The organism is uncultured Victivallis sp., assembly GCA_944389935.1.
GTDB lineage: Bacteria > Verrucomicrobiota > Lentisphaeria > Victivallales > Victivallaceae > Victivallis.
In genome coordinates this window covers 1-21,062 of the sequence record CALXOE010000048.1, presented here as the reverse complement: position 1 = coordinate 21,062, position 21,062 = coordinate 1, and the positions used below count along the sequence as shown (strand labels likewise).

The window sequence follows — 21,062 nt, the reverse complement described above, 5'->3', positions numbered from 1 at the left end:
GTGGCGATAGGTTACCTCGATTGACAGCTTCATGACCGCCGGAGGTGCCTTTTGAGAAGCGATACGTTTCTGATTCTGTTCATCGTCTTTATCGCCGTTATCACGCTGTGGCCGCTGATGTTGCGGCGATTTCAGATTCCGGGGGTCATCGCGCTGCTGATCGCGGGCATGCTGATCGGGCCGAACTGCCTTGATCTGGTTCGTGTGATGGCGGACGCATTCCGTTTTCTCGGCGGAGAGACGGAGACGGTCGTTTCGCATTTCGATTCGCTCATCAGTTCGTTCGGTTCGCTCGGGCTGGTCTTTCTGATGGCGCTGGCGGGGATGGAGGCGGATTTCAAGCTCATCAACTCCGCGCGGAAACCGGTCATCGCATTGAGCATTCTGACCTTTCTTGTTCCGGCGATCGCCGGGTATGCGGTCTACTCCTGTTTCCGTCCGGACGATTTTCCCGGAAAACTCCTTTACGCGAGTCTCTTTGCTTCGCACTCGGTCGGCATCGTCTTTCCGGTGATCCGCGAGTTGAAATTGACGAAGACCCGGTTCGGCGCGTCGGTGCTGATTTCGACCGTCATCACGGACATCGCGAGCATCATTCTGCTGGCGGTCAGCGTCCAGCTCAAACGGCAGAGTGTCATTCCCGGCGCGGCAGGGGAGGGGGCGGGCAGCCGTTCGCTCTCGATTTTCGATTATGTCGATCCGGGGATGTTCGGAAACTGGTTCACGCCTTTCTTTCTGCTTGTGGTCCTCGCGTATCTCGGAATCGCGGTCTATCTGGTCTACCGGATCGGAAAGCTGCTGCTGCGGATCTTCAAGCCCGGTGAGGATACGCTCGTCACGATTCTGCTGCTGGTGATCCTCGCAACCGTGCTGGTCGGGGAGTTCCTCGGAGTCAATCTCGTGGTCGGCGCGTTCATCGCGGGGCTGGCGCTCTCGCGGCTCGTGAAAGAGAACCGCGGCCCGACCGGCCCGCTCATGGAACGGTTCGAGAGCATCGGTTACGGACTGCTGATCCCGTTCCTCTTCATCTCGATCGGTATGTCGACCGACTTCCGGGCGTTCGGGGAGGCGGGGAATCTTTCGATCATTCTCTTTACGGTGCTCGGGCTTGTCGGTAGCAAGATCGTTTCGGGGTGGCTCGCGATGCGTATCTCCGGATTCTCGAACTCCGAGGGGCTTTGCGCGGGGCTCATGACGGTTCCGCAGCTCTCGGCGACGCTCGCCGCCGCGGCGATCGGCAGGAATCTCGGCATGCTGGACAACAATTTCTTCAATGCGATCATCATCCTCTCGATCGTGACGACGCTGCCGATCCCGACGCTCGTGCGGCTTATCATCACGAGGACGAAGATGACATTCTCCGAGGAGGCCGAGGAGGCCTATCCGGTTCCGGACGAAGATCGGCAGGACGAACTGCTTTGAACGAAGCTTTCCCGTGCGGTTTTCCGCGGAAATGGTGGCAAAAATACGCGAAACGTGCTATGTTTTGAAAAAGTCAACCTCAACAGTGGGAAAATAAGATCGATGCGACAGGTGGTGTTCCTGATTCAGACGGCCGACCGGAAAGGACTGCTGGCCGAGATTTCGAGTTTCTTCTACAACAGCGGCTTCAATATCCTCCAGTGCCGGCAGTTTTCGGATATCCGGGCGGGGCGCTACTTCATGCGGATCGCGCTGGAGCTCAATGCCGAAATCACGCGCCGGGAGCTGGAAGAGGCGTTCGCGAAGTTCGCCGGAAAACTCGAACTCGAATATTCCGTTCACCACCTCGAGGCGAAGCAGAACGTCGCATTGATGGTGTCGAAAGCGTCGCACTGTCTCTACGACCTGCTCATGCACGCGGACGAGGGGGATCTGGTCTGCAACATCCCGCTTATCATCAGCAACCATCCGGACCTCGAGTACGTGGCGGACCGGTTCAATGTCCCCTATTTCTGCTGCCCGATGGAGAAGGGAAAGAAAGCCGAGCAGGAGGCGAAAGTGCTCGATCTGCTGCGCAGCCACCGCATTGATCTGGTGGTCATGGCGCGCTACATGCAGATTTTGTCGGACGACTTCATCGCGCGTTATCCGCAGCGGATCATCAATATCCACCATGCGTTCCTGCCCGCGTTTCAGGGAGGGAACCCCTATGAGCGCGCGTGGGAACGCGGCGTCAAGATGATCGGCGCAACCGCCCATTATGCGACGGCCGATCTCGACGAGGGGCCGATCATCGAGCAGGACGTCGAGCGCATCAGCCACATGGATATGCCGGAAGATCTCAAACAGATCGGCAAGGACATTGAGCGGCGTGTGCTGACCCGCGCAGTCCGGGCGCACCTTGAACACCGCGTCATTGTCTCCGGCCGCAGGACCATCGTGTTCTCATGAAAAAACAACCGCAACAGAACAGCAGAGCCGGAGTCGCGCAAATAGCGGCGGCCGGATTCCTCGGGCTTCTGACGCTGCTGCTGCCGGCGAAATTCGCGGGGCTGGCTGTCATGCCGGAGGCGACGAGTTTCTTTCCCGGATACTGGTCCGCCTACATCGACATCACCTGGCCGGCGCACAGTTTCGGGCTCTTTTCCGGGGTGGCGCTGTTTGCGGCGCTGGCGGCGTTCGGATGGCGGCTGAAGTCTCCGCCGTTCCGGAGCGCGGCGGGGCGGTGTGCGCTGTTGTGGGCGTTCGGACTGCCGATCGCGGCGCTGCCGGGGCTGCTGAACTGCGAGACGCTCGACTACGCGATCTGGGAGATCTTCCACCTTGCCGGGATCGGCGCGTACCTCTGGGCGCTCTACCTCGTGCTCTCGAACCGGCCCGAGTGGCGCGGAATCTATGTCTGGCTGCTGCTGGCGGGGGCGGGATACGCGGTCTATGCCGGATTGCGGCAGTATTTTGTCGGATTCGCCGAAATGCGGGATTTCATGCAGCAGCAGTATGAGGCGGGAATCCGGCTCGGTAACGTCATGCGCAGCAAACTCGAGGACGACCGTGTGTTCGGCTCTTTCGCCTCCTGCAATGTGCTGGCGGGTTATCTCATATTGCTGCTGCCGCTGGCGGGGTGGAGATTGTGGGTCGCCGGGGAACGGTTCGAGCCGGCGAGGGTGTCGAAACCGCTGCTCTGCGGAATCGGATGCGTATTGCTCGGCGCGGTCCTGCTTCTGACGCGCGGGCGCGGCGCGCTGCTCGCGGCGGTGCTGGCGGCGGGCGGGTTCGTGCTGACGCTGCCGATGCGCAGACTCTGGCGCGCGGGGCTGATTCTCGCCGCGGTCGCGGTGATCGCGGGCGGGGCATTGTTCGCAAACTACGTCGGGCGCGGATTCGGATCGGTGGAAGAGCGGGTCGATTACCTCAAAACATCTGCGCGGATGGTGATCGAGAAACCGGTCGCCGGATATGGCTGGGGCGGATTTTTCTATCGGCACATGGAGCTCAAGACTTCCGACACGGATGAGGCGGCGCATGATCCGCACAATATCGTCGCCTCCTTTGCGACGCAGGCGGGAGTCCCCGCCGGATTGCTGGTGGTTCTGATTCTCTGCTGGCCGATGTGGGAACTCGGACGCCGGGTACTGCGCCGCCGGGCGGGCGGATTTGAACAGGCGGTGTTCTGGGGGGAAGTTGCGTTTCTGCTGCATGCTTTGATGGATGTCGATCTGCAGATTCCGGCGAATATGGCGATCTCCGGGGGATTGCTCGTGGCGGCCCTGATCCGTCCGGAATCGGAGTCGGACGCGGGCGGCGCGGAGGTCCGGGAAGAGTCTCCGGATTCCGTCCCCGTCCGGTGTCGGGGGGCGGCCCGGCTGCTGTGGCTGCTGCCCGGAGCGGTGCTCGGCGCGACGGCGTTCGGCGGGGGGATTTATGTCATGCGGTCGGAGCAGGCGTTCGACGATCTGCTCAAACTGATTCAGCCGCAGTCGACGGATGACCTGAAGCTGCGCCCGACTCCGGCGGGAGTCGAGCGGGCGCTTCGGAACGCGGTTGAACTCCGTCCGTATTCGCCGTTCCCGTGGGAGAGCGCGGGCGATTTTTATCTGGCGGTTCGCGATGTGCGGAACGCGGAGCGCTGTTACCGGGAGGCGATGAAACGCACCTCGGCCCGTCCGTCGACCTACGAGCGGCTTTCGCGGATCGAACGCATGCGCGGCAACCGCGAGGAGGCAAAACGGTTTCTGCTCGAGGCGTGCCGCCGCTTCCCGGGTAATCCCAAATACACCGAGGAACTCAAAGAGCGCTATCCGGAAGTGGAGTTCCCGCAATAGCGCCCGTCATTCCGGGGAAACTCACTCTGCCGTGAGCGGTCCGACCCGCGGCATCGTCCACGTTCCGCCGACCGGGATCGCGCCGATGTCGGCGTGGGATTCCGGGTGGATCGCCGTGGTGCCCGCCCCGCGGACGGGGCTGTCCGCGAGCGGCGTGAAGTCGTAGTCGGCCGGTGCTTTCAGCCGCAGTGCCTCCACGCTGTCCAGCACTTTCCCTCCCGCGCCCGCGAGCAGTACCGACTGTTCGGCATTGCCGGGCGAGACGACCAGATTGTTGTAGAACTCGATCAGGCTGCCGCGGTATTTCGGATTCTTGTGGAATGCCGCTGTGACGATGATGTTGTTGAAGAACCGGAAATTCACCAGTTCGCGCTCCAGCGGACCGGGTTTGTTGAAGAAATTTCCGTGTTCGTGGAAGATCGTGTTGTTGAATGCGAGGAATCCGACGCCGGGCGAATAGGCGAACCGTTTCGACTCCGGCCTGCGCGGTTCGTTCTCCTTGACCGAACCCATATGTTTCTTGGTCCAGTTGCGGTCGCTCGCGCCGATTTTGAAAACCGACGGGCGCCATGGCCAGATCGCCCGGAATTCCGGTGTGGTGTAGAAGAGATTGTCGTAGACGAAAACGGGACCGGGCCACGGTTTCCCGTCCAGCGGCTGCCATGAAATCGCTTCAAAGCAGTTTTTGAACACATTGTGGCGGATCGTCATGTTCGCGGCGTGATTCTCCGCTTCGAGCGCATTGTCCACGATGTTTTCAAACACGTTTTCAGTGACCAGCAGCCCGCTGCTCCATGAGTTGCCCCAGGTGGAGAGCCCCTCGAATGCGTCGGAGATGAGATTGCGTCGGATGATCCACTCCCTGCCGATTCCGCCCGCAATGCCGGTTTCGTAGTTTTTCATGACATCGTAGTTGCCGTAACTTCCCTTGCGATGCCACCAGAAGATCGAGTATTTTCCGTAGACGGGAGTCTTTGCATATTTGGCGATCAGGTCCGCCACGTCTTCAAACGCGGGGGTGTGATGGTAGAGCGTATGTTCGATGGTCACGCGGGCGGGAAGCTCCTCCCGTTTTCCCCCGCCGAATACGCCGAACCGGCAGCCGTCGAACCAGGCGTTGCGCACGACCACGTCCGAAGCGTAGGTCAGCACGGCGGCGGCGCCCGGCGTCTCGAATGTGATTCCGTCGATCACGATGTATCCCTCTCCCCGGGGCAGGATGGTCAGATTCGCATGTTCGGGCCGGGTGATCTTCTCCCCGTTGTAGCCCGGGGAGGTCACGGGCGCCGCCGCGATCAGGTGCCGGTTCGGATCGGGGGAACCGTATTTCGTCGCATGAAGCCGGACGTAGAGTTTCTTTTCGGCGGGCTCGTAGAAGAAGCCGTGTTCCGGTCCGGGACAGCCGGTCAGCAGCGTGAAGTTCTTCAGCCCGTCCAGAGTGGAATACGGCATGAGGTCGGTCCCGGAGTAGAGCACCCGGACCGGGTTATGATCGAACGGAACACTGTAGAGCCCCGTTTCCCGGTCTTCGAGTTTCCATCTGGACTTTCCCTCCCGGAGTGTCCGGTCGGCACAGGTCAGCACCACGCGGCCGCGTTCCGTTCGATCGGCCCGGATCGTGATGGGAAGATCCTTTTCCCCGGTTTTATTCAACGTGAACGGTCCGTAGTAAACCCCCGGAGCCAGAACGGCCGTGTCTCCCGGTGCGAGGCGGTCGAGAACCTGCTGCAGATTTTCCGGACGGGCCGGTAGCTCCGCCGCCCGGAGCGCCGGAACAGCCAGACAGGCAAACAGAAAGAAAGAGGGAAGCCATCTCTTCATCATGATCTCATTCCTCGATGTTCTGGGGGATTCCGTTCTGATCGAACGTGTGGGTGATTTTTGCGGGAGACTCGTAGAGTTCCTGCGCATTCATCGTTCCCGCATGACCGTCGACGAATCCGACGGTCGAGCGGTTCTGGTGAAACAGCTGAAGCCCGGCGCCCGAGGTCAGGCTGTCGATTTTCATCGGCGAAAAATAGTAGTAGGGCATCCCGAAGTAACTCGAACTCATATCGCCGCAGTAGGAGTCCGCCAGCAGAACGAACTGTGAGGGCTGCCGGAATTTGTCCTGCGCGTAAGAGACGAACCCGTTCGCATTCTTGACGCAGAAGTCCCCGAAATACTCTTTTTTCTGATAATAGGTATCGTCACGACGGCGGTTGTACATCGCAAATGCGGTGTTCCGATGGGAAACTTTCGGCATGACCGCCGCGGGGCAGATGAAAGCTTTCCGGTTTTTGATGTATTCCGGGAATTTGTAGTAGTCGCCGCCGTAGAGCACTGAAACCCAGTTATCTGATTTATCTGAACCGCCGGTGTGGTTGATAACGCAGTTGAATACGCCCTTGAAATCGTCTGCATAAAAATTGATCCCGCTCAACGACTGGCGCAGATTGTTCAGGCAGGCCGTCTTTTTCGCCGTCGCCCGCGCCTGATTCAGCGCCGGCAGCAGCATCGAAGCGAGAATCGCGATGATCGCTATTATATTGACCTCAAAAAGCTGATTTCTTAGGTCATTTTATGCCAATACTGTATTTATAAAGTTTTTTTATTACCAATTAACACTATGCAAGACAAATCGGTATTATTATGCTTTATTTTAAGATTGGAATAGGGTTTCCTGCAATATGAGGTTGCTTTTGGGTTTGAATTTTACTTGTTTTGGTATGCTAATTATTTTTTATCATTCTTCGAGGTGATGGTTTCGAAATCATTCAACCGTTGAACGTCCCTAGAGTCTACAACCATTTTCTAATGGGAATTTGAACACATTGGTCTATTTTCAATTCCTGGTTGCTAACCTCTTGCGGCAGTTCAACATTAGGATGCACTTTCTTCATTATCGAAACAAACATTCCAAAGGCCAATCAGTTCTTTCATGAATTTCCTGCACTGAGAGATCTTACATTTTCTTATCAATGCTTCCAAGCCTTTATAATCTTTGTTTTGAAGATAATAGAAATAACAAAATATTCTAATTGTACTACCTTTCCAAAATGGTAATCTTTCGGTGATTATATCGCATTCCTCCACACCTTCACCTTTTGGATAATCCTGATCTTGATCTACTGAAACATTTAAATACTTCTTATAAAAATATATACAATAAACACTCAATTTATCTTTGTTATTTATGAAGAACTTCAATAGATCTTCGTAATCCCAATTAACACACGAAATAAAATCATAGGTTATCGAATATCTTTCTTTCGTATATTGCTCTCCTATTTGAGAAAAAAGATTTTCTTCAAAACTTTGAAAATCACTCCGATCTATAAAGTTCTCTAATTGCTGCAATGACATACTCATAATGTGCCTTATTCCTACTAGATCGGACAACTTAATTGGATGATTGATGTAAAAGTCCTCGAGTTACTATACTCCGAGGAATGCTGAATGCAAGCTCCGAGGTGATGGTTTCCGGAAGATGCCGGGCTCATCCGCTTGTTGAACGTTCCTTGAGTCTACAGCCACCTTTTAATGATGATGCGGTTACGCCACCCAATTTTCAATTCCGGTTTGCAATCACATTTCTCTATGCGATTTCATTCTTGCAGCCGGATATGATACCATGCTGCATCATATTGACTGTCAATTTATGAACATAGAGAAAAGTGTTACCCGTTTTTTTACTGAAAAACCGAACCATTTATTCCCATACATGACATTCCCACTTTCAGGGCATTTCAAGCTGAAATGGCATTTTGGTAAACAGCAATTCCCGTATAGGAAAATATGCGCAATTTTTTGGATGTTATCAAATCAAATTGTTGGAAAGCCCATTTCACACTTGAGAATTTACGCAGAGCCGTTGGCTAATACATTGATTTCTTTAATAATCTGCGCCTGTCTCAAAAAGTTGAACGGAATTCCTCAAGAAAAAATAAAAGAGTATTTGGGATTTTCAAATAAAAAGTGTCTAAAATACACTTACTGCACTTCTCTTTTACAGCACGATATCAACATCTAATATTTTACTTATTGAATTTGCAATCATTGTAATGTCTTTATAATTCCCCGATAATATAAATTTGTTGTCTCCAAATTTATCAACCAACAAGATGGAATATGACGGTAATGTCGTAACTGGATAGGCAGGAATTTCTCTTTTTTTTATCGTTATATAACTAACTGAACTAAATTTAATTAAATATTTATTCTTGCTGTATTTTTTATTATACGCCCCGTAAACAATTATCTTATTAATCGGATCTATCTCAAAATAACGAGTATAACAGGAAATGATCCCCATGATACCAATGGCAGCAAAAAAAACTCCAACAAAAACAAATAAACCCACGTGTTGGCCCTGATTAATATAAGTATATATTGCATAGAAAAACCAAAAAAAAGAAATTAAAAATACTATCATTAAAATAATTTTACAGCAAAATTTTAAATGGACACGCCAAATCCCATCTGCATCTTGCATAAAAGAAAATATGCAGAAGGTTTCATCATATCTGTTACGTAAATTTTCTGAATTATTACATCTTCCAATTATCATTTTTCCTCCGAAATTTATAGTATCATAAAGAAGTTACTAATAATTTTAGTAGCTCCCTTGGCAAATATTATAATTAAGAGAGCTATTTGGCACTTGTCATGTGCGGGAATAAATGGTTCTGTTTTTCAGTAAAAAAACAGGTGACACTTTTCTCCATGTTAATAAATTGACAGTCAATATGATGTAACAATGCATCATATTCTGTCAATAAGAATAAAATAGCATGAAGAAATGTGATTGCAAATCAGAATTTCTGAATCATAAATCAAATTGACCGACGCTGGAGGATCGGCTCTCAAGGAAAGGCGATTCGGAAGGTTCTTCTTGTGCGCCCGCACCAGATGAGAAGGAATGTTGACTCCGAGAGAAGCGGAACGGAATTTCGCAGGAAAAAATAAAAGAGTATTTTGGACTTTCCAACAAAAAGTATCCAAAATACCCTTGCAGTATCAGTTTTTATATACAATTAAAAGTCTTAGTAAATAAATATAAAAAATTTCAAATAGGATAACTATAGGAAAGGTGAAGATAAAAAAACATATTCCCCCAACAACTCGAACCGTCAATAAGAATATTTCAGATTTTCCTACTGGATTTATAAAAAACACCAATAAGCCACTACTAAATACAAGATATATAAATAATGCCAAAAGCAAGACCACAATAAACATATTAAATGTTGCTTTTATGCTCACTGACTTATTTATTCGAACTTTTTTTTGTAATATTTTTCTAAATTGATTATATATATACTTATAGCGAGAAAAAAAACTTACAAGAGTCAGACCTATATAGCAACTGATTCCTAAAATCCAAATGCAAAATAGATTCAGTTCGTTTTTTGCTCCATAGTAAATCAACAAAAAATTTACAGTTGCAATCAATATTGAACTGCATACCCAAAAAAGCTGATCTAAGATTCTAATTGTCATGTGCGGGAATAAATGGTTCTGTTTTTCAATAAAAAACAGGTGACACTTTTCTCCATGTTAATAAATTAACAGTCAATATGATGCAACATTGCATCATATTTCTGTCATTAAGAGTAAGATAACATAGGTATTTCTGATTGCAAATCAGAATTTCTGAATCACAAATCTAATTGGCAGACGTAGTGGAGCAGCTTTCAGGAGAAGACAATCTGGAAACGCTCTCCGGGGCAGCCACTTTCCTCAATGCCCTTGCAAACCCTGTTTCGCAATGCTATCTTACGCATAGAAGAGATCTGGAAAAATAAACGCACAATGCATCACAAGAAAACAGCGAAACAAACGGAATGCGGCAACCCGCCCCTGATGGCAACACCTGTCGCGGCGGGATTTCCGTCCCCGGCGGAGCAGTATATCGAGTCGCCGCTGGATTTGAATGAACTTCTCGTTCACCGGCCGGCCGCGACTTTCTTTGTCCGCGCGGCGGGCGACTCCATGATCGGGGCGGGAATCCGGCCCGGGGACATTCTCGTGGTCGACCGCAGTCTCGACGCGCGTGACGGATCGATCGTCATCGCCTGCGTCGACAACGAGTTCACGGTCAAATTTCTGCGTTCGGACGGCGAACGGTGGTTTCTCGAAGCCGCGAACCGGAAATACCGGCCGATCACTTTCTCCGAGGGGATGGAGCTCCGGATCTTCGGAGTGGTGACAGCCGTCATCCATCAATTCGTAACACGCACGACAGGAAAAGGAGAGTGAAAATGAGAAAGAATTTCGGAGTGCAGACCTGGCTTTATCCGATGCCGGTTCTGATCGTCGGCACTTACGATGAGGCAGGTGTCCCCGACGCCATGAACGCCGCCTGGGGAGGAATCCACGACACCAATCAGATCGGAGTCTGCATCGATCCCGGCCACAAGACGGCGAAGAATCTGCTTGCCGGAAAGGCGTTTACCGTCAGCATCGGCGATGCCGCCCATGTGGTCGAGTGCGATTTTGTGGGAATCGTCTCCGCGAACGAGCTGCCCGGCAAACTCGAACAGGCCGGGCTTCATACGCACAAGGCCGAATTCGTCGACGCGCCCGTGATCGAGGAATTCCCCATGACGCTCGAGTGCCGGCTTGTGAGCTACGATCCTGAGACCGGCTGCACGGTCGGGGAGATCGTCAACGTCAGCGCTGATGAACGGATTCTCGACACGACCGGAAAAATCGATCCCGCCGCATTCGAGCCGATCACATTCGATCCGGTCAACCACGTGTACCGGAAACTCGGGGAGGTCGTCGGAACGGCTTTCCGCGACGGCAGGAAACTGCGGTGATCGGGCTCGTCGACGGCAACAATTTCTACGTCTCGTGCGAGCGGATCTTCGATCCCCTGCTCGAGGGAAAACCCGTGGCCGTTCTCTCCAACAACGACGGCTGCGTCATCAGCCGTTCTCAGGAGTGCAAGGCGCTGGGCATCGCGATGGGTACGCCCTTTTTTCAGCTCCGGCCGCTGCTGGCGCACTCCGGATTGATCGTCCGTTCGAGCAACTATGAGCTCTACGGCGACATTTCGCGGCGCGTGATCGCCACACTCGGGGAGTTCGCCCCCGAGGTGGAGCAGTATTCGATCGACGAGGCGTTCATCCGATTGACTCCTCCCGCCGGAATGGAATTGCTCGAATATGGCGTCCGGATCCGGCAGACCATTCTGAAGTGGATCGGCATCCCCTGCGGCATCGGTTTTGCCCCGAGCCGGACTCTGGCCAAGATCGCCAATCATATCGGCAAGAAACTCCCCTCCGGCGTATTCGTCATGCCAGACGATCCGCGTCCCGTTCTGGAAACGCTTCCGGTCGGGGAGGTCTGGGGCGTCGGACGCCGCCTCGCCCCGAAACTCGCCGCGCTCGGAATCCGCACCGCATGGCAGCTCGCTGCCGCCGACGAGGCGCTCCTGCGACGGAAATTCAACATCACCCTCGCGAAAACCGCCCGGGAACTCCGGGGAGAGCCGCTCTTCGAGCAGGACAATCCGGAGGAACTCTCGAAAAGCATCAGTTGTTCCCGGTCGTTCGGATATCCGGTCGTCGAATTCGAGGAGCTGGCCGAGGCCGTCGCCCACTACACGGCGCGCGCGGCGGAGAAACTCCGGCGGCAGAAACAGCGTGCCGCCGGCGTCAACATCTACATCGAGTATTATCCGGAATATACCCCCGTCGCGCGGTCGGGCGGTTTCTGCGGGACGACTGTCGCGTTTGCGACTCCGATCTCCGGCACGTCGGAGATGCTCCAGGCGATCCGGCCGAAACTGCGCGGAATCTTTCCGGCGGGGCGGCGGTGCAGGAAAGCCGGGGTGCTCTTTTTCGGCCTCGAACCCGCCGATTCCCGGCAGCTCGACCTCTTTGCGGACCCCGCCGGAGACGACAGGGCGGATCAACTCTCGGCGGCGATGGATGAAATCAACCGGCGTTACGGGCGCGGCACGGTATTTCATCTCGCCGAGGGTATCCGGAAACCGTGGTCCATGAAACGCTCCATGCTCACTCCGGGTTATACGACGAACTGGGATCAGCTTCCGAAAGTGAAGTAGCCGGTCGTGATTGTGTCGGACAAAAGAGGTCCCGGTCTCCGCGTTATTTTAAATGACAGAAACAAAGATGGCGGAAAAATCGGAATTTCTGATCGCTTTTTTTCAGAAATAATGCTGAATTTTAATCGCGGGAACGATCCGAGACTTGCCGGATAACATTTTTCAGGCTATTGTTTACCGTGTACAACAGCAAACGCAGAAGGAGCAGGAGGGTTTTATGCGCATTACATTCGGCATGTCCCTGGATGGTGCGGAGTGGTCCGGGAAACCGGCTTCGCTCGGCGAAATCAAAATGGGGCCGCAGCAGTTTCTCGACTGGCTCGAGAGCCGTCTCGGACTGAGCGGCATTCCGGTATCCGCTCCGGAACGGATCGACGAATATCGACGGAAGATCGAACGGGTGAATCCGCAGTGGTGTCGCGTCTCTTTTGAACTGGATCCCTGGTCGACCGCCCGGCAGCTGCTCGCGTGGCGCGATGAACTTGTGGAAAACGGTTGGGATTTCCGCCGCGCCGGGACTCCCCGGCTCGAGGCGCTCGCGGCGCTCGAGGCGGACAGCGGAACTCTCTCCCCCGGCGTGCCGGACCGGATGCTGGCGGTCTGGAGCGAACTGCCGCACCACCGGTTCGATGGCGATACGCTGCGTCTGGCCGAACCACGTGAGCTTCTGCCGTATCTCTGGCGGCAGCTGATTCTCCGGCTGGAGGGGTGCGGAATGGCCGTTTTCGCCGCCGGGACTGGAAATTCCTGCTGCCCGAAACCGTTTCCCGTGGAGGGGGCGAACGACTTCGTTCTCGCCGCGGAGTGTGTCCGGTATCTGCGCGCCCGGGGGGAGAACAGTTCCGTGGCGATCATCTGCACCGGAGATTCCACGGTTCTGGATGAGGTTCTGCACCGCAACGGATTCGGCCGGCTCGCTTTCTCCGAAAACTCCCGGTGGCGGGAGACGCTGCAGATTCTGCCGCTGTGGCTTGAGAGCATGTGGAAGCCGTTCCATCCGCAACGTTTTCTTGAGCTGCTTTTGCTGCCGGTCACCCCGGTTCCCGCGGCGCTTGCGCGGGAGCTGGTCGCCGCTCTCGAGAGAGAACCGGGACGGGGAGGCGAGGCCTGGCAGGAGGCGTGGCGGAGAATCCGGTCGAAATTCCAGACCGGAGATTCCGGATTCAAGGCTGTGGAAGAGATGTGGAATTTCCTGGAAGAGGAGTGTTTCCGTGCGGAAGAGAGTGTCCCGTCCGGGACGGTTGTGCGCTTCTGCTCCCTGCTGATCGAACGGATCGCCCCCCGCGTCCGAACCCGTCCGGAACTCGCACCGGTGCTGGAGCAGGCCGGAATTCTCAAGAGGATCATCGCGGATCGTGCCGCCGTGTCGCGGACGGAACTGGCGCGGATTCTCGATTCGATCGTCGGCACCGGGACGCCGGACGGCGGTGCGGAACGCGAATGCAACGACTTCGCCGTTTTCCCCGATCCCGGCATGATCGATCGCGAGTTCGAGACCGTCATCTGGTGGAATTTCATCGATCGGACCGCTGTCGGAGGGGCAACCTGGACTCCGGAGGAGTGCGCCGCCATGCCGGGGTTCAGCCGGGAAACCGCGAGAGAGCGGGAACATCTCGCCTGGAGGAACGCTTTCCGCTGTGCGAGGCGCAACTTGATCTTGTTCATTCCGCGGATGCTTCGCGGGGAGGCGGTGTTTCCTCATCCGCTGCTGGATGAGCTCGAAGTTCCGGGCGGTCCGGTCCGAGCTCCGGCCGGACTCGTGGATGCCTCCGGGCGGTGGAAACTTGCGGATCGCGCCAGTCAGCTTGAAGAGCAGCCGTTTTTCGTGCCGACGGTCCGTCCCCGGATCGACGGCAACGCGATCTCCCCGGTGCGTATGCTCTCCTATACGCAGCTCGATACTCTGCTCGCGTGTCCGTTTCGATGGTTTCTGCAGGATTACGCCGGACTTGGAACGTCGCCGGTCATGCGGATTCCGACCGACGGGCTCATGCTCGGAAATCTCGCTCACAAGGTCGTCGAGACGATCTACCGCGGCCGGGAGAGCATCGAAACGGCGGAGGCCGCGCAGGTCGCCGCCCGGGAGTTCGACCGGCTTGTACCGGCGATGGCGGCGGAACTGCTGCTCGACGGACGGACCCTCGAACGGAAACGGATCCGGGAAACCCTGATCGCCGCGGTGGAGGCGCTGGTCCGGGAGATCAACTCCCGGCATCTGCTCGTCAAGGGCGCGGAGAAGGAGCTGCGCGGCACGTTTGCCGGGATGGAGTTCCAGGGGAAGCTCGACCTCTATCTCGAAGATGCGGCCGGAAAACAGTTCGTCATCGACATGAAGTGGTCCGCCTCCAGCCGTTACCAGGAAAGTCTGGAAAACGGCAAGGCTCTGCAGCTTGCGGCCTACTCCCGGCTTCTCGATGCGGAGGAGTTCGATGTTCACTGCGGTTATTTCCTGCTCCCGAAGAGAAAACTGCTGTACGAACCGAATCCGCAGTGGGGAGAATTGTGGGAAAAGGCGGAGACGATGTGGAAGCAACGTCTGGAAAAGATCCATGCGGGCATCCTTGAGCGCGGCGAGGAAGATGAGCGGAAGTTGAAGCATTCGCCGCTGACTCTGCCGCTCGCCGCCGGATGTGGTTTTTGTGATTATGCCGCGCTTTGTGCGCAAATGGAGGAGCAGCGATGAATCCGATTCGACTGGTCCGGGCCAGTGCCGGCTCCGGGAAAACCTATTTTCTGATGGAAGAGCTCAGTGAAAACATCTCCGCGGGGGTGCGGCCCGAGGGGCTGCTCGCCACTACCTTTACGGAAAAAGCCGCGGCCGAACTCCAGTCCCGGATTCGCCGGAAACTTCTGGAGGGGAGAACGCCGGAGCTCGCGTCGCGGGTTTTCGACGGTCTGATCGGTACCGTCAACAGCGTCTGCGGACGTTTGTTGAGCGAGTATGCGATCGAGGCGGGGCTGTCGCCAGTTCTGGACGTTCTGCCGGATGAGGACTGCGATGCCGTTTTCGCCGCCGCCGCCTCCGCCGTGATGGAACGCTATGCCGGAGGGCTGGAACCTGTGGCAGCGCGTCTCTCGCTCAATCCCATCCGGAAGAACTTCAGCGGCCGTCGACCTCAGGACTGGAAAGAGCATGTCCGGACCGTTCTGAATCTCGCCAGAAGCAACGGAATCGACCGGGAGGGATTGAAACGCTGCGGCGAACGGGCTGTGGAGATGTTGAAACAGCTGTTTCCGGCGGAACTCGATCTTTCGCTTGAGGAGATCGGGAAACGGGTCGCATCGACCGCGACGCTTCGGGTCAATGGGGTGAGCACGAAAAAGACCGTGACCGTCGTGAACGATTTTCTGCGGTTCCCGACCTGGAGCGGTGCCGCTCAGATCGGAAATGCGGAGCACTCGGTGGAGAAAGATCCCGGTTTCCCGATCGAGATCTTCCGGGAGATCGGCGCGATGCTGCCTTCGAGCCGGGAACTCTATTCCGACCTGTGCTCCATGATCCGCGGCGTTTTCGACTGCGCCGCGGATTCACTCGAGGCTTATGCCCGGTACAAGAAAGACTTCGGACTGGTGGACTTCGTCGATCAGGAGTGGTATGTTCTGGAACTGCTGAACGGCAATCGCCGTTTCCGGGAGCTGCTCTCCGGGCGGCTTTCGCGGATTATGGTCGATGAATTTCAGGATACCAGTCCGATTCAGCTCGCGCTGTTTCTGAAGCTGAATGAGTGCTCGTCGGGCGGGTCGATCTGGGTCGGGGACTCCAAACAGGCGATTTACGGATTCCGGGGGACCGATCCGGAGTTGATGGAGGCGGTCGCAGCGACGCTTCCGTCGGGGCAGGTTCTCTCCTGTTCCTGGCGCTCCCGGGAGAATCTTGTGCGGCTCGCGAACGAGATCTTCACTCGCGCCTTTTCCTCGATGGATCCGCGTGATGTCGCGCTCGGCATCCCCGGGGAACGCCGGGACGCGGCCGCGGGCGGCGTCATCGAGGCGTGGCATCTTTGCGGCGGCAGCCGGGAGAAGAGTGCGGCGGCGCTCGCAGGCGGCATTGCCGGGCTGATCCGCGATCGCGGCGTCACGCCCGGAGATATCTGCGTACTGCTGCGGACGAACGAGGAGTGCGGGGTGCTGGCAGAGGCTCTGGCGGAGTGGAACATATCGGCCTCCGCTCCCTCCGGAACGCTGCTCTCCACTCCGGAGTGTGGTCTGATCGTCTCCGCATTGCGCTACTGCATCGATCCGGCCGATACGGCGGCTCTGGCCACGCTTCTGGCGCTTTACGGCGAGACTCCGGACTGGTTGAACCGGATTCATCACGCGAAAGAGTCGTGGCTGGCCCTCGAGGCCGAAGAACGGAAACGGCGCGATTTTCTCGCGGAGATCCGCGAACTGGAGTTTTTGAAGAAGCTGCGGCAGAGAAATGCGGATGCCACGCCGATGGAGCTCCTCGAACATGTGATTGCCGTGCTGGATCTGGACGGGAAGATCGCGGCGATGAGCTCTCCCGACCGGCGCATGGGCAACCTTGAAGAGCTGCGGCGTCGCTGTTCGGATTACATGAACCGCGCCGGAATCGAGCGGAGCGCGGCCACGCCTGCCGGTTTTCTGGCGGAGCTGGTCGCGACGGATGGCGGGCAGGCTCCCGGATTCGGAATCCATACCGTCAACGTGATGACCTATCACAAGGCCAAGGGGCTCGAGTGGCCGGTCGTCATTCTCGGCTCGCTCGACTCCACAGAGCGTGCGAGTGTGTTCGATATCCGGATCAATCAGGCTTCCGCGTTCGACGTGACGCAGCCTCTGAATGATCGTTCCATTCACTACTGGCCGTGGCCGTTCGGCCAGATCCGGAAGGTGGAGTCGCTGCAGAGTATGGTCGCGGAGAATGCGCTGTATCATCACGTCTGCGAGCGGGAACGCGAAGAGCGGAAACGTCTGTTCTACGTCGGGTTGACCCGTGCCCGCGACCAGGTGATCTTCGCGCTGAACCGGAAATCTCCGACGAAAGAAGAGATCCGGAAAAATCCGGCCGCTCCCGATCTTCTGCAGATCGCGTGGCTCGATGCGCTTTCCGACCTGCCGCTGCTCGCATTCCCCATGGAGGAGGGGAACGGTGTTCTGCGGGTGGGCGGAGCGGAATTCCCGCTGACGACCCGGATTTTTTCTGCGACGGATCCGGTTAAACCGCTGCCGTCGGTGCCGCATTTCGCGGAATCGGGCCCGGATTGTTCCGGTGTCCGGCACGTTCCGGCGCATCGGTCGCCCAGCACTTTGAGTTGCGATGACGGCGTCGCGATTCTCCTGCAGGAGTGGGCGTCTCCGGTCCGCATGCGCTGTGCGGCCGGAAAAGCCCGGCAGCTCGGGAACGCCTTTCACAACTACATCGCCCTGAATCCGCGCGAACGGCGGCAGGAAATCGCCGGGCGGCTGCTGAAAAACTGGCAGGTCGACGACGCGCTCACTCCGGAGACGCTGCTCGAGTATACGGACCGGCTCTACGGCTGGATTGCCGAACGTTATCCGGGTGCGGAAGTCCGGTGCGAAGTTCCGATGACCTGGCGCGATGAGGCCGGGACACTTTATCAGGGCGTGATCGACATGCTGCTCGAATTGCCGGAGGGGTATGTGATGCTCGACCACAAGACGCACCCGTCCGGATGCGATGAGGAGCGTTACGTTGCGAGCTGTGCGGCCCAGCTTCGACTCTATCGGAACGCAGTTGAGGCCGCGACCGGAAAACCGGTCCGGCAGATGATCGTCCATCTGCCGGGAGTCGGCCGGTGTTACGAAGTCAGGTGAATTCCACGGATGATCCGGGACATTAGAGGTCCCGGGTTCGGGGGTATGTTATTTCCCGTAACCCACCCCACCCCGGGCCATTCCGGAAAAGAAAGGAGCAGCAGGTATGAATTATGCGGAAGTTTTGTCGATCGAAATGAAAGAAAACGGCGAACTCCGGGAGACGTCGGAATTCAAGGTCCGGGTCGGCGCCGACGGCCGGGCGGAATTCTTCGACGTGAACAACGATTACTGGGTCGAGGAGTTTCAGAAGAACGGATTCTACACGCCGCTCGTGAACGACAGGATTTTCACCGTGGATCAGGGAGAGGAGTTCGTGAACGCGCTCGTCACCTATTTTTCCGGCAGTTACCTATGGGCGGTAGCGAGATGATGCCCCGCTCTCTCCGCCGATTTTCATGAGGGCGGGGAGGGGGAACGGCGGTTTGCATTTCCGGTTTCCGCAGTGTATATTTCCCGGAAATGGATGATGAACACGCAGAAAAGGTGCGGCGTTCCGGGTGAATCCGAAACTGCCGCCGGGAGGGATGAATGCGCAACCGGATTCTGATATTTTTCGTTGTGCCGCTGCTGCTTTTGTCGGTGTGCGCGGCGCAGGCGCGGGAGGAGGCTCCCGCGGCAGTGGCGGTCAGCCGTGACCGGGACGGGGTGGAAAGTTTCTTTATTTTCGGAACGGGCGCGACCGGGAAACTTGCGGACCTCCCCGACGAACTTCGGAAAAGCGGATACCGGGAAGCGGATCTCTCCGCCTGGAGCAGCCAGATCGATTACGACAGATTGCTCTCCGCGCTTGCGCAGAAAGGGATCCGGGTGACGCGCTGTTACGTGCCGGACTCCGGCAAGGCCTCCTGGTTCCGGAAGAATCTCGCGGGGCTGGAACCGCGGGAGCGCCGCAGACGTCCGCTCTCGTTCGTCTGCGCCCTGATCAAAAACAACTCCTACAATCGCCGCTACAAACTCCCGGGCCGGTTCGAGGCGGTGAAGTATGTGACGATCCACAATACGGCTGAACCGTTCTCCGCGCGGCAGGAGCGCGACCGGGTCGATTCCCGGCGGGACAACGCGAGCGTTTCGTTCCACTTCGCGGTGGATGAGCAGGAGGCGGTGCAGATTCTGCCGCTCGACATCCACGGCTGGCATGCGGGGGACGGGGCCGAGGGTCCGGGCAACACGCAGAGCATCGGAATCGAGATCTGCCGCAGCCAGTGCCGCGGCGCGGCTGACTGGCAGTACCGCCGCAGCGAAGAGAATGCGGAGATTCTTGCCTGCGCGCTGCTGCGTCATTTCAAGCTGACGGCGGCGGATCTGCGCATGCACCGGGACTGGAGCGGCAAATACTGCCCGCACCGGATTCTCGAGGAGAATCGGTTCGAGTCGTTCCGTTCCCGCGTCGCCGAACGTCTCGCCCGGAAACCCGACTCGGAGGAGCGGGAAATTCTGAGCGGACTTTCCGGGAAATGATGGAGACATCTCTCCTCTGGGAATGGTTATAATCATTTGCAAAAGATCGGCAGTTTTTTGCGAAGAGGATTGACTTTCCAGGCGAATTGTTCCATAATTAAGAGTGAAATCAGGATGATTTTGCCGAAAAAGGTTATGGAGCGATGGGACGAATCAGCAAAAAAGAGCAGGTCATGAACGCGATCGGCGGCTGGATCAGTTCCGGCCGATACAAGGCCGGGATGCAGCTGCCGACGGAACAGGAACTCATGCGTGAATTCGGCGTTTCGCGCATCGTGATCCGCGAAGCGGTCGGTACTCTTGCCTCCGAGAAGCTGCTCGCGCGGCGACAGGGAGCGGGGACTTTTGTGACGGCCGAGGCGTTTCGTCCCGTGCCGCGTTCACTGCCGCAGCAGCTGGCGGTCATGATGCCGCCGCTCGAGCGTGAGAGCTGCACATACCACCTGATTCTCGACGGGATCGAGGCGGAAGCGGGCGAGCATGGACTCACGGTGGTCTTTTTCAATCATCAGAACCGGGTTGAGCAGGCCCGGCTCGGCATCACGCGGCTGGCGGCGCAGGGATTGCGGCTGCTTGTCTACACGCCGCTCGAGATCGCCGACTACGAGTGGAGCAATCGCGAAATTCTGCATCAGGCGGCGCGTGCGGGGCTGCATGTTGTTCTGGCGGACAAACTTATCCGCGGTGGCGGCCCGGCTTCGGCTTCATTCGTCGGCAGCAACGGTTATGACGGAATCCGGGCGCTGGTCGGTCATCTGGTTGAGCTCGGGCATCGCCGGATCGGCTGCATCATGAACGATTTGAGTGCGACGGCGCGGACCCGGTTTGCGGGGTTTGTCGAAGCGATCCGCGAGTTCCGGCTGCCGCTGAAGCGGGAACTCTGCCAGGTCGATACGGTCCGGCGTTCTCCCGACGAGGAGGGTCTTGCCGCGGCGGAGCAGCTTCTGACGCTTCCCGAACCGCCGACCGCGGTGGTCTGTGTCCACGACTGGGCGGCGAGGAACTTCTACCGGGTCGCGGCGAAGCTCGGCGTCCGCATCCCGGAGGATGTGAGCGTGACCGGATTCGACGATCTGCAGTTTGCAGGGGAACTCACGCCTCCGCTGACGACGGTGAACCAGCCGCTCCGGGAGGTCGGCATTCAGGCGGTCCGGCTGTTGATTGCGGAGTTCACCTCTCCCGAAGAGCGTATGATGAAACATCTCTATTTGAATACCACGCCGGTCTACCGGTCCAGCACAGCCAGATTATCCAATAGAAAGGAGAGCCTGATAAAATGAAAAGCTGCAATTTTACATTGATCGAACTTTTTATTGTGAAAACTTATCAAATGTACCTTTCTTCCCTTGTTTGCACCGGGCTGTCAAGAGAGGGGTTCGGGGGAGAGAAAGCGGCTCGCAAGAGCGCGTCTCTCCCCGTACCGACCAACCATCAAACAACCAATCGGCCGATCATCGCCGCGCAACAGAGTCTCCGCTCGGCAAGCGGCGAAGTGGAGCAAA

The 21,062-nt window shown here is 56.5% G+C and carries 16 protein-coding genes; 12 read left to right on the top strand and 4 right to left on the bottom strand.

Annotated features, from left to right (window positions below; translation table 11 throughout):
- Window positions 1-51: 51 nt before the first annotated feature.
- The 3 genes from Q0J85_RS12820 (at window position 52) to Q0J85_RS12810 (ending at window position 4,244) form a co-directional block, all read left to right on the top strand.
- Window positions 52-1,422, top strand: coding sequence for a cation:proton antiporter (locus Q0J85_RS12820; RefSeq protein WP_294482350.1), 1,371 nt, complete (start codon window positions 52-54; stop codon window positions 1,420-1,422).
- Window positions 1,423-1,524: 102 nt separating this feature from the next.
- Window positions 1,525-2,373, top strand: coding sequence for a formyltetrahydrofolate deformylase (purU, locus tag Q0J85_RS12815; RefSeq protein ID WP_294482349.1), 849 nt, complete (start codon window positions 1,525-1,527; stop codon window positions 2,371-2,373).
- Window positions 2,370-4,244 (top strand): O-antigen ligase family protein, encoded by a 1,875-nt coding sequence (locus tag Q0J85_RS12810; RefSeq protein ID WP_294482347.1) that lies wholly within the window; start codon window positions 2,370-2,372, stop codon window positions 4,242-4,244. The genes purU and Q0J85_RS12810 overlap by 4 nt, the downstream gene beginning before the upstream one ends.
- 21 nt (window positions 4,245-4,265) lie before the next feature.
- Here the strand turns inward: Q0J85_RS12810 and Q0J85_RS12805 are convergent, their stop codons facing one another.
- The 4 genes from Q0J85_RS12805 to Q0J85_RS12790 all read right to left on the bottom strand — a co-directional run bounded on the left by Q0J85_RS12805 (window position 4,266) and on the right by Q0J85_RS12790 (window position 8,793).
- Window positions 4,266-6,068: a right-handed parallel beta-helix repeat-containing protein gene (locus Q0J85_RS12805; protein WP_294482346.1), complete on the bottom strand. Its 1,803-nt coding sequence runs from the start codon at window positions 6,066-6,068 to the stop codon at window positions 4,266-4,268.
- Window positions 6,069-6,072: 4 nt separating this feature from the next.
- Window positions 6,073-6,741, bottom strand: coding sequence for a hypothetical protein (locus tag Q0J85_RS12800; protein ID WP_294482344.1), 669 nt, complete (start codon window positions 6,739-6,741; stop codon window positions 6,073-6,075).
- Window positions 6,742-7,106: 365 nt separating this feature from the next.
- The gene (locus tag Q0J85_RS12795) at window positions 7,107-7,595 is read right to left on the bottom strand and encodes a hypothetical protein (RefSeq protein WP_294482341.1); all 489 of its coding nucleotides are present in this window, start codon (window positions 7,593-7,595) and stop codon (window positions 7,107-7,109) included.
- A gap of 637 nt (window positions 7,596-8,232) precedes the next feature.
- Window positions 8,233-8,793, bottom strand: coding sequence for a hypothetical protein (locus Q0J85_RS12790; RefSeq protein ID WP_294482340.1), 561 nt, complete (start codon window positions 8,791-8,793; stop codon window positions 8,233-8,235).
- Window positions 8,794-10,088: 1,295 nt separating this feature from the next.
- Between Q0J85_RS12790 and Q0J85_RS12785 the strand changes: the two genes are divergently transcribed.
- The 9 genes from Q0J85_RS12785 to Q0J85_RS12745 form a co-directional block, all read left to right on the top strand.
- A complete protein-coding gene (locus tag Q0J85_RS12785; RefSeq protein WP_294482338.1) occupies window positions 10,089-10,484 on the top strand; it encodes a LexA family transcriptional regulator in 396 nt (131 codons plus the stop codon).
- A 2-nt stretch (window positions 10,485-10,486) separates the two neighbouring features.
- Entirely contained in the window at window positions 10,487-11,047 is a 561-nt protein-coding gene (locus Q0J85_RS12780; RefSeq protein WP_294482336.1) for a flavin reductase, read from the top strand.
- On the top strand, window positions 11,044-12,300 hold the full coding sequence (locus Q0J85_RS12775) for a Y-family DNA polymerase (RefSeq protein ID WP_294482333.1): 1,257 nt from the start codon (window positions 11,044-11,046) through the stop codon (window positions 12,298-12,300). The genes Q0J85_RS12780 and Q0J85_RS12775 overlap by 4 nt, the downstream gene beginning before the upstream one ends.
- Before the next feature lie 217 nt (window positions 12,301-12,517).
- Entirely contained in the window at window positions 12,518-14,983 is a 2,466-nt protein-coding gene (locus Q0J85_RS12770) for a PD-(D/E)XK nuclease family protein (protein WP_294482331.1), read from the top strand.
- Window positions 14,980-18,099: an exodeoxyribonuclease V subunit beta gene (locus Q0J85_RS12765; protein ID WP_294482330.1), complete on the top strand. Its 3,120-nt coding sequence runs from the start codon at window positions 14,980-14,982 to the stop codon at window positions 18,097-18,099. Before Q0J85_RS12770 ends, Q0J85_RS12765 begins: the two co-directional genes overlap by 4 nt.
- Before the next feature lie 106 nt (window positions 18,100-18,205).
- On the top strand, window positions 18,206-18,472 hold the full coding sequence (locus tag Q0J85_RS12760) for a hypothetical protein (RefSeq protein WP_294482328.1): 267 nt from the start codon (window positions 18,206-18,208) through the stop codon (window positions 18,470-18,472).
- Window positions 18,473-18,630: 158 nt separating this feature from the next.
- Window positions 18,631-19,560: an N-acetylmuramoyl-L-alanine amidase gene (locus Q0J85_RS12755; RefSeq protein ID WP_294482327.1), complete on the top strand. Its 930-nt coding sequence runs from the start codon at window positions 18,631-18,633 to the stop codon at window positions 19,558-19,560.
- Between the two features lie 143 nt (window positions 19,561-19,703).
- Window positions 19,704-20,840 (top strand): GntR family transcriptional regulator, encoded by a 1,137-nt coding sequence (locus tag Q0J85_RS12750; RefSeq protein WP_294482326.1) that lies wholly within the window; start codon window positions 19,704-19,706, stop codon window positions 20,838-20,840.
- Window positions 20,837-21,062: hypothetical protein (locus Q0J85_RS12745; protein ID WP_294482325.1), on the top strand; the 226-nt coding region annotated here is incomplete at its 3' end. The genes Q0J85_RS12750 and Q0J85_RS12745, both read left to right, overlap by 4 nt.

What these genes read in the sequence shown, in the direction of transcription:
- Q0J85_RS12755 (WP_294482327.1), top strand. Translation starts at nt 18,631, where the DNA reads ATGCGCAACCGGATTCTGATATTTTTCGTTGTGCCGCTGCTGCTTTTG.
- Q0J85_RS12805 (WP_294482346.1), bottom strand. Translation starts at nt 6,068, where the DNA reads ATGATGAAGAGATGGCTTCCCTCTTTCTTTCTGTTTGCCTGTCTGGCT.
- Q0J85_RS12770 (WP_294482331.1), top strand. Translation starts at nt 12,518, where the DNA reads ATGCGCATTACATTCGGCATGTCCCTGGATGGTGCGGAGTGGTCCGGG.
- Q0J85_RS12760 (WP_294482328.1), top strand. Translation starts at nt 18,206, where the DNA reads ATGAATTATGCGGAAGTTTTGTCGATCGAAATGAAAGAAAACGGCGAA.
- Q0J85_RS12795 (WP_294482341.1), bottom strand. Translation starts at nt 7,595, where the DNA reads ATGAGTATGTCATTGCAGCAATTAGAGAACTTTATAGATCGGAGTGAT.
- Q0J85_RS12785 (WP_294482338.1), top strand. Translation starts at nt 10,089, where the DNA reads ATGGCAACACCTGTCGCGGCGGGATTTCCGTCCCCGGCGGAGCAGTAT.
- Q0J85_RS12800 (WP_294482344.1), bottom strand. Translation starts at nt 6,741, where the DNA reads ATGCTGCTGCCGGCGCTGAATCAGGCGCGGGCGACGGCGAAAAAGACG.
- Q0J85_RS12750 (WP_294482326.1), top strand. Translation starts at nt 19,704, where the DNA reads ATGGGACGAATCAGCAAAAAAGAGCAGGTCATGAACGCGATCGGCGGC.
- Q0J85_RS12790 (WP_294482340.1), bottom strand. Translation starts at nt 8,793, where the DNA reads ATGATAATTGGAAGATGTAATAATTCAGAAAATTTACGTAACAGATAT.
- purU (WP_294482349.1), top strand. Translation starts at nt 1,525, where the DNA reads ATGCGACAGGTGGTGTTCCTGATTCAGACGGCCGACCGGAAAGGACTG.
- Q0J85_RS12780 (WP_294482336.1), top strand. Translation starts at nt 10,487, where the DNA reads ATGAGAAAGAATTTCGGAGTGCAGACCTGGCTTTATCCGATGCCGGTT.
- Q0J85_RS12765 (WP_294482330.1), top strand. Translation starts at nt 14,980, where the DNA reads ATGAATCCGATTCGACTGGTCCGGGCCAGTGCCGGCTCCGGGAAAACC.
- Q0J85_RS12810 (WP_294482347.1), top strand. Translation starts at nt 2,370, where the DNA reads ATGAAAAAACAACCGCAACAGAACAGCAGAGCCGGAGTCGCGCAAATA.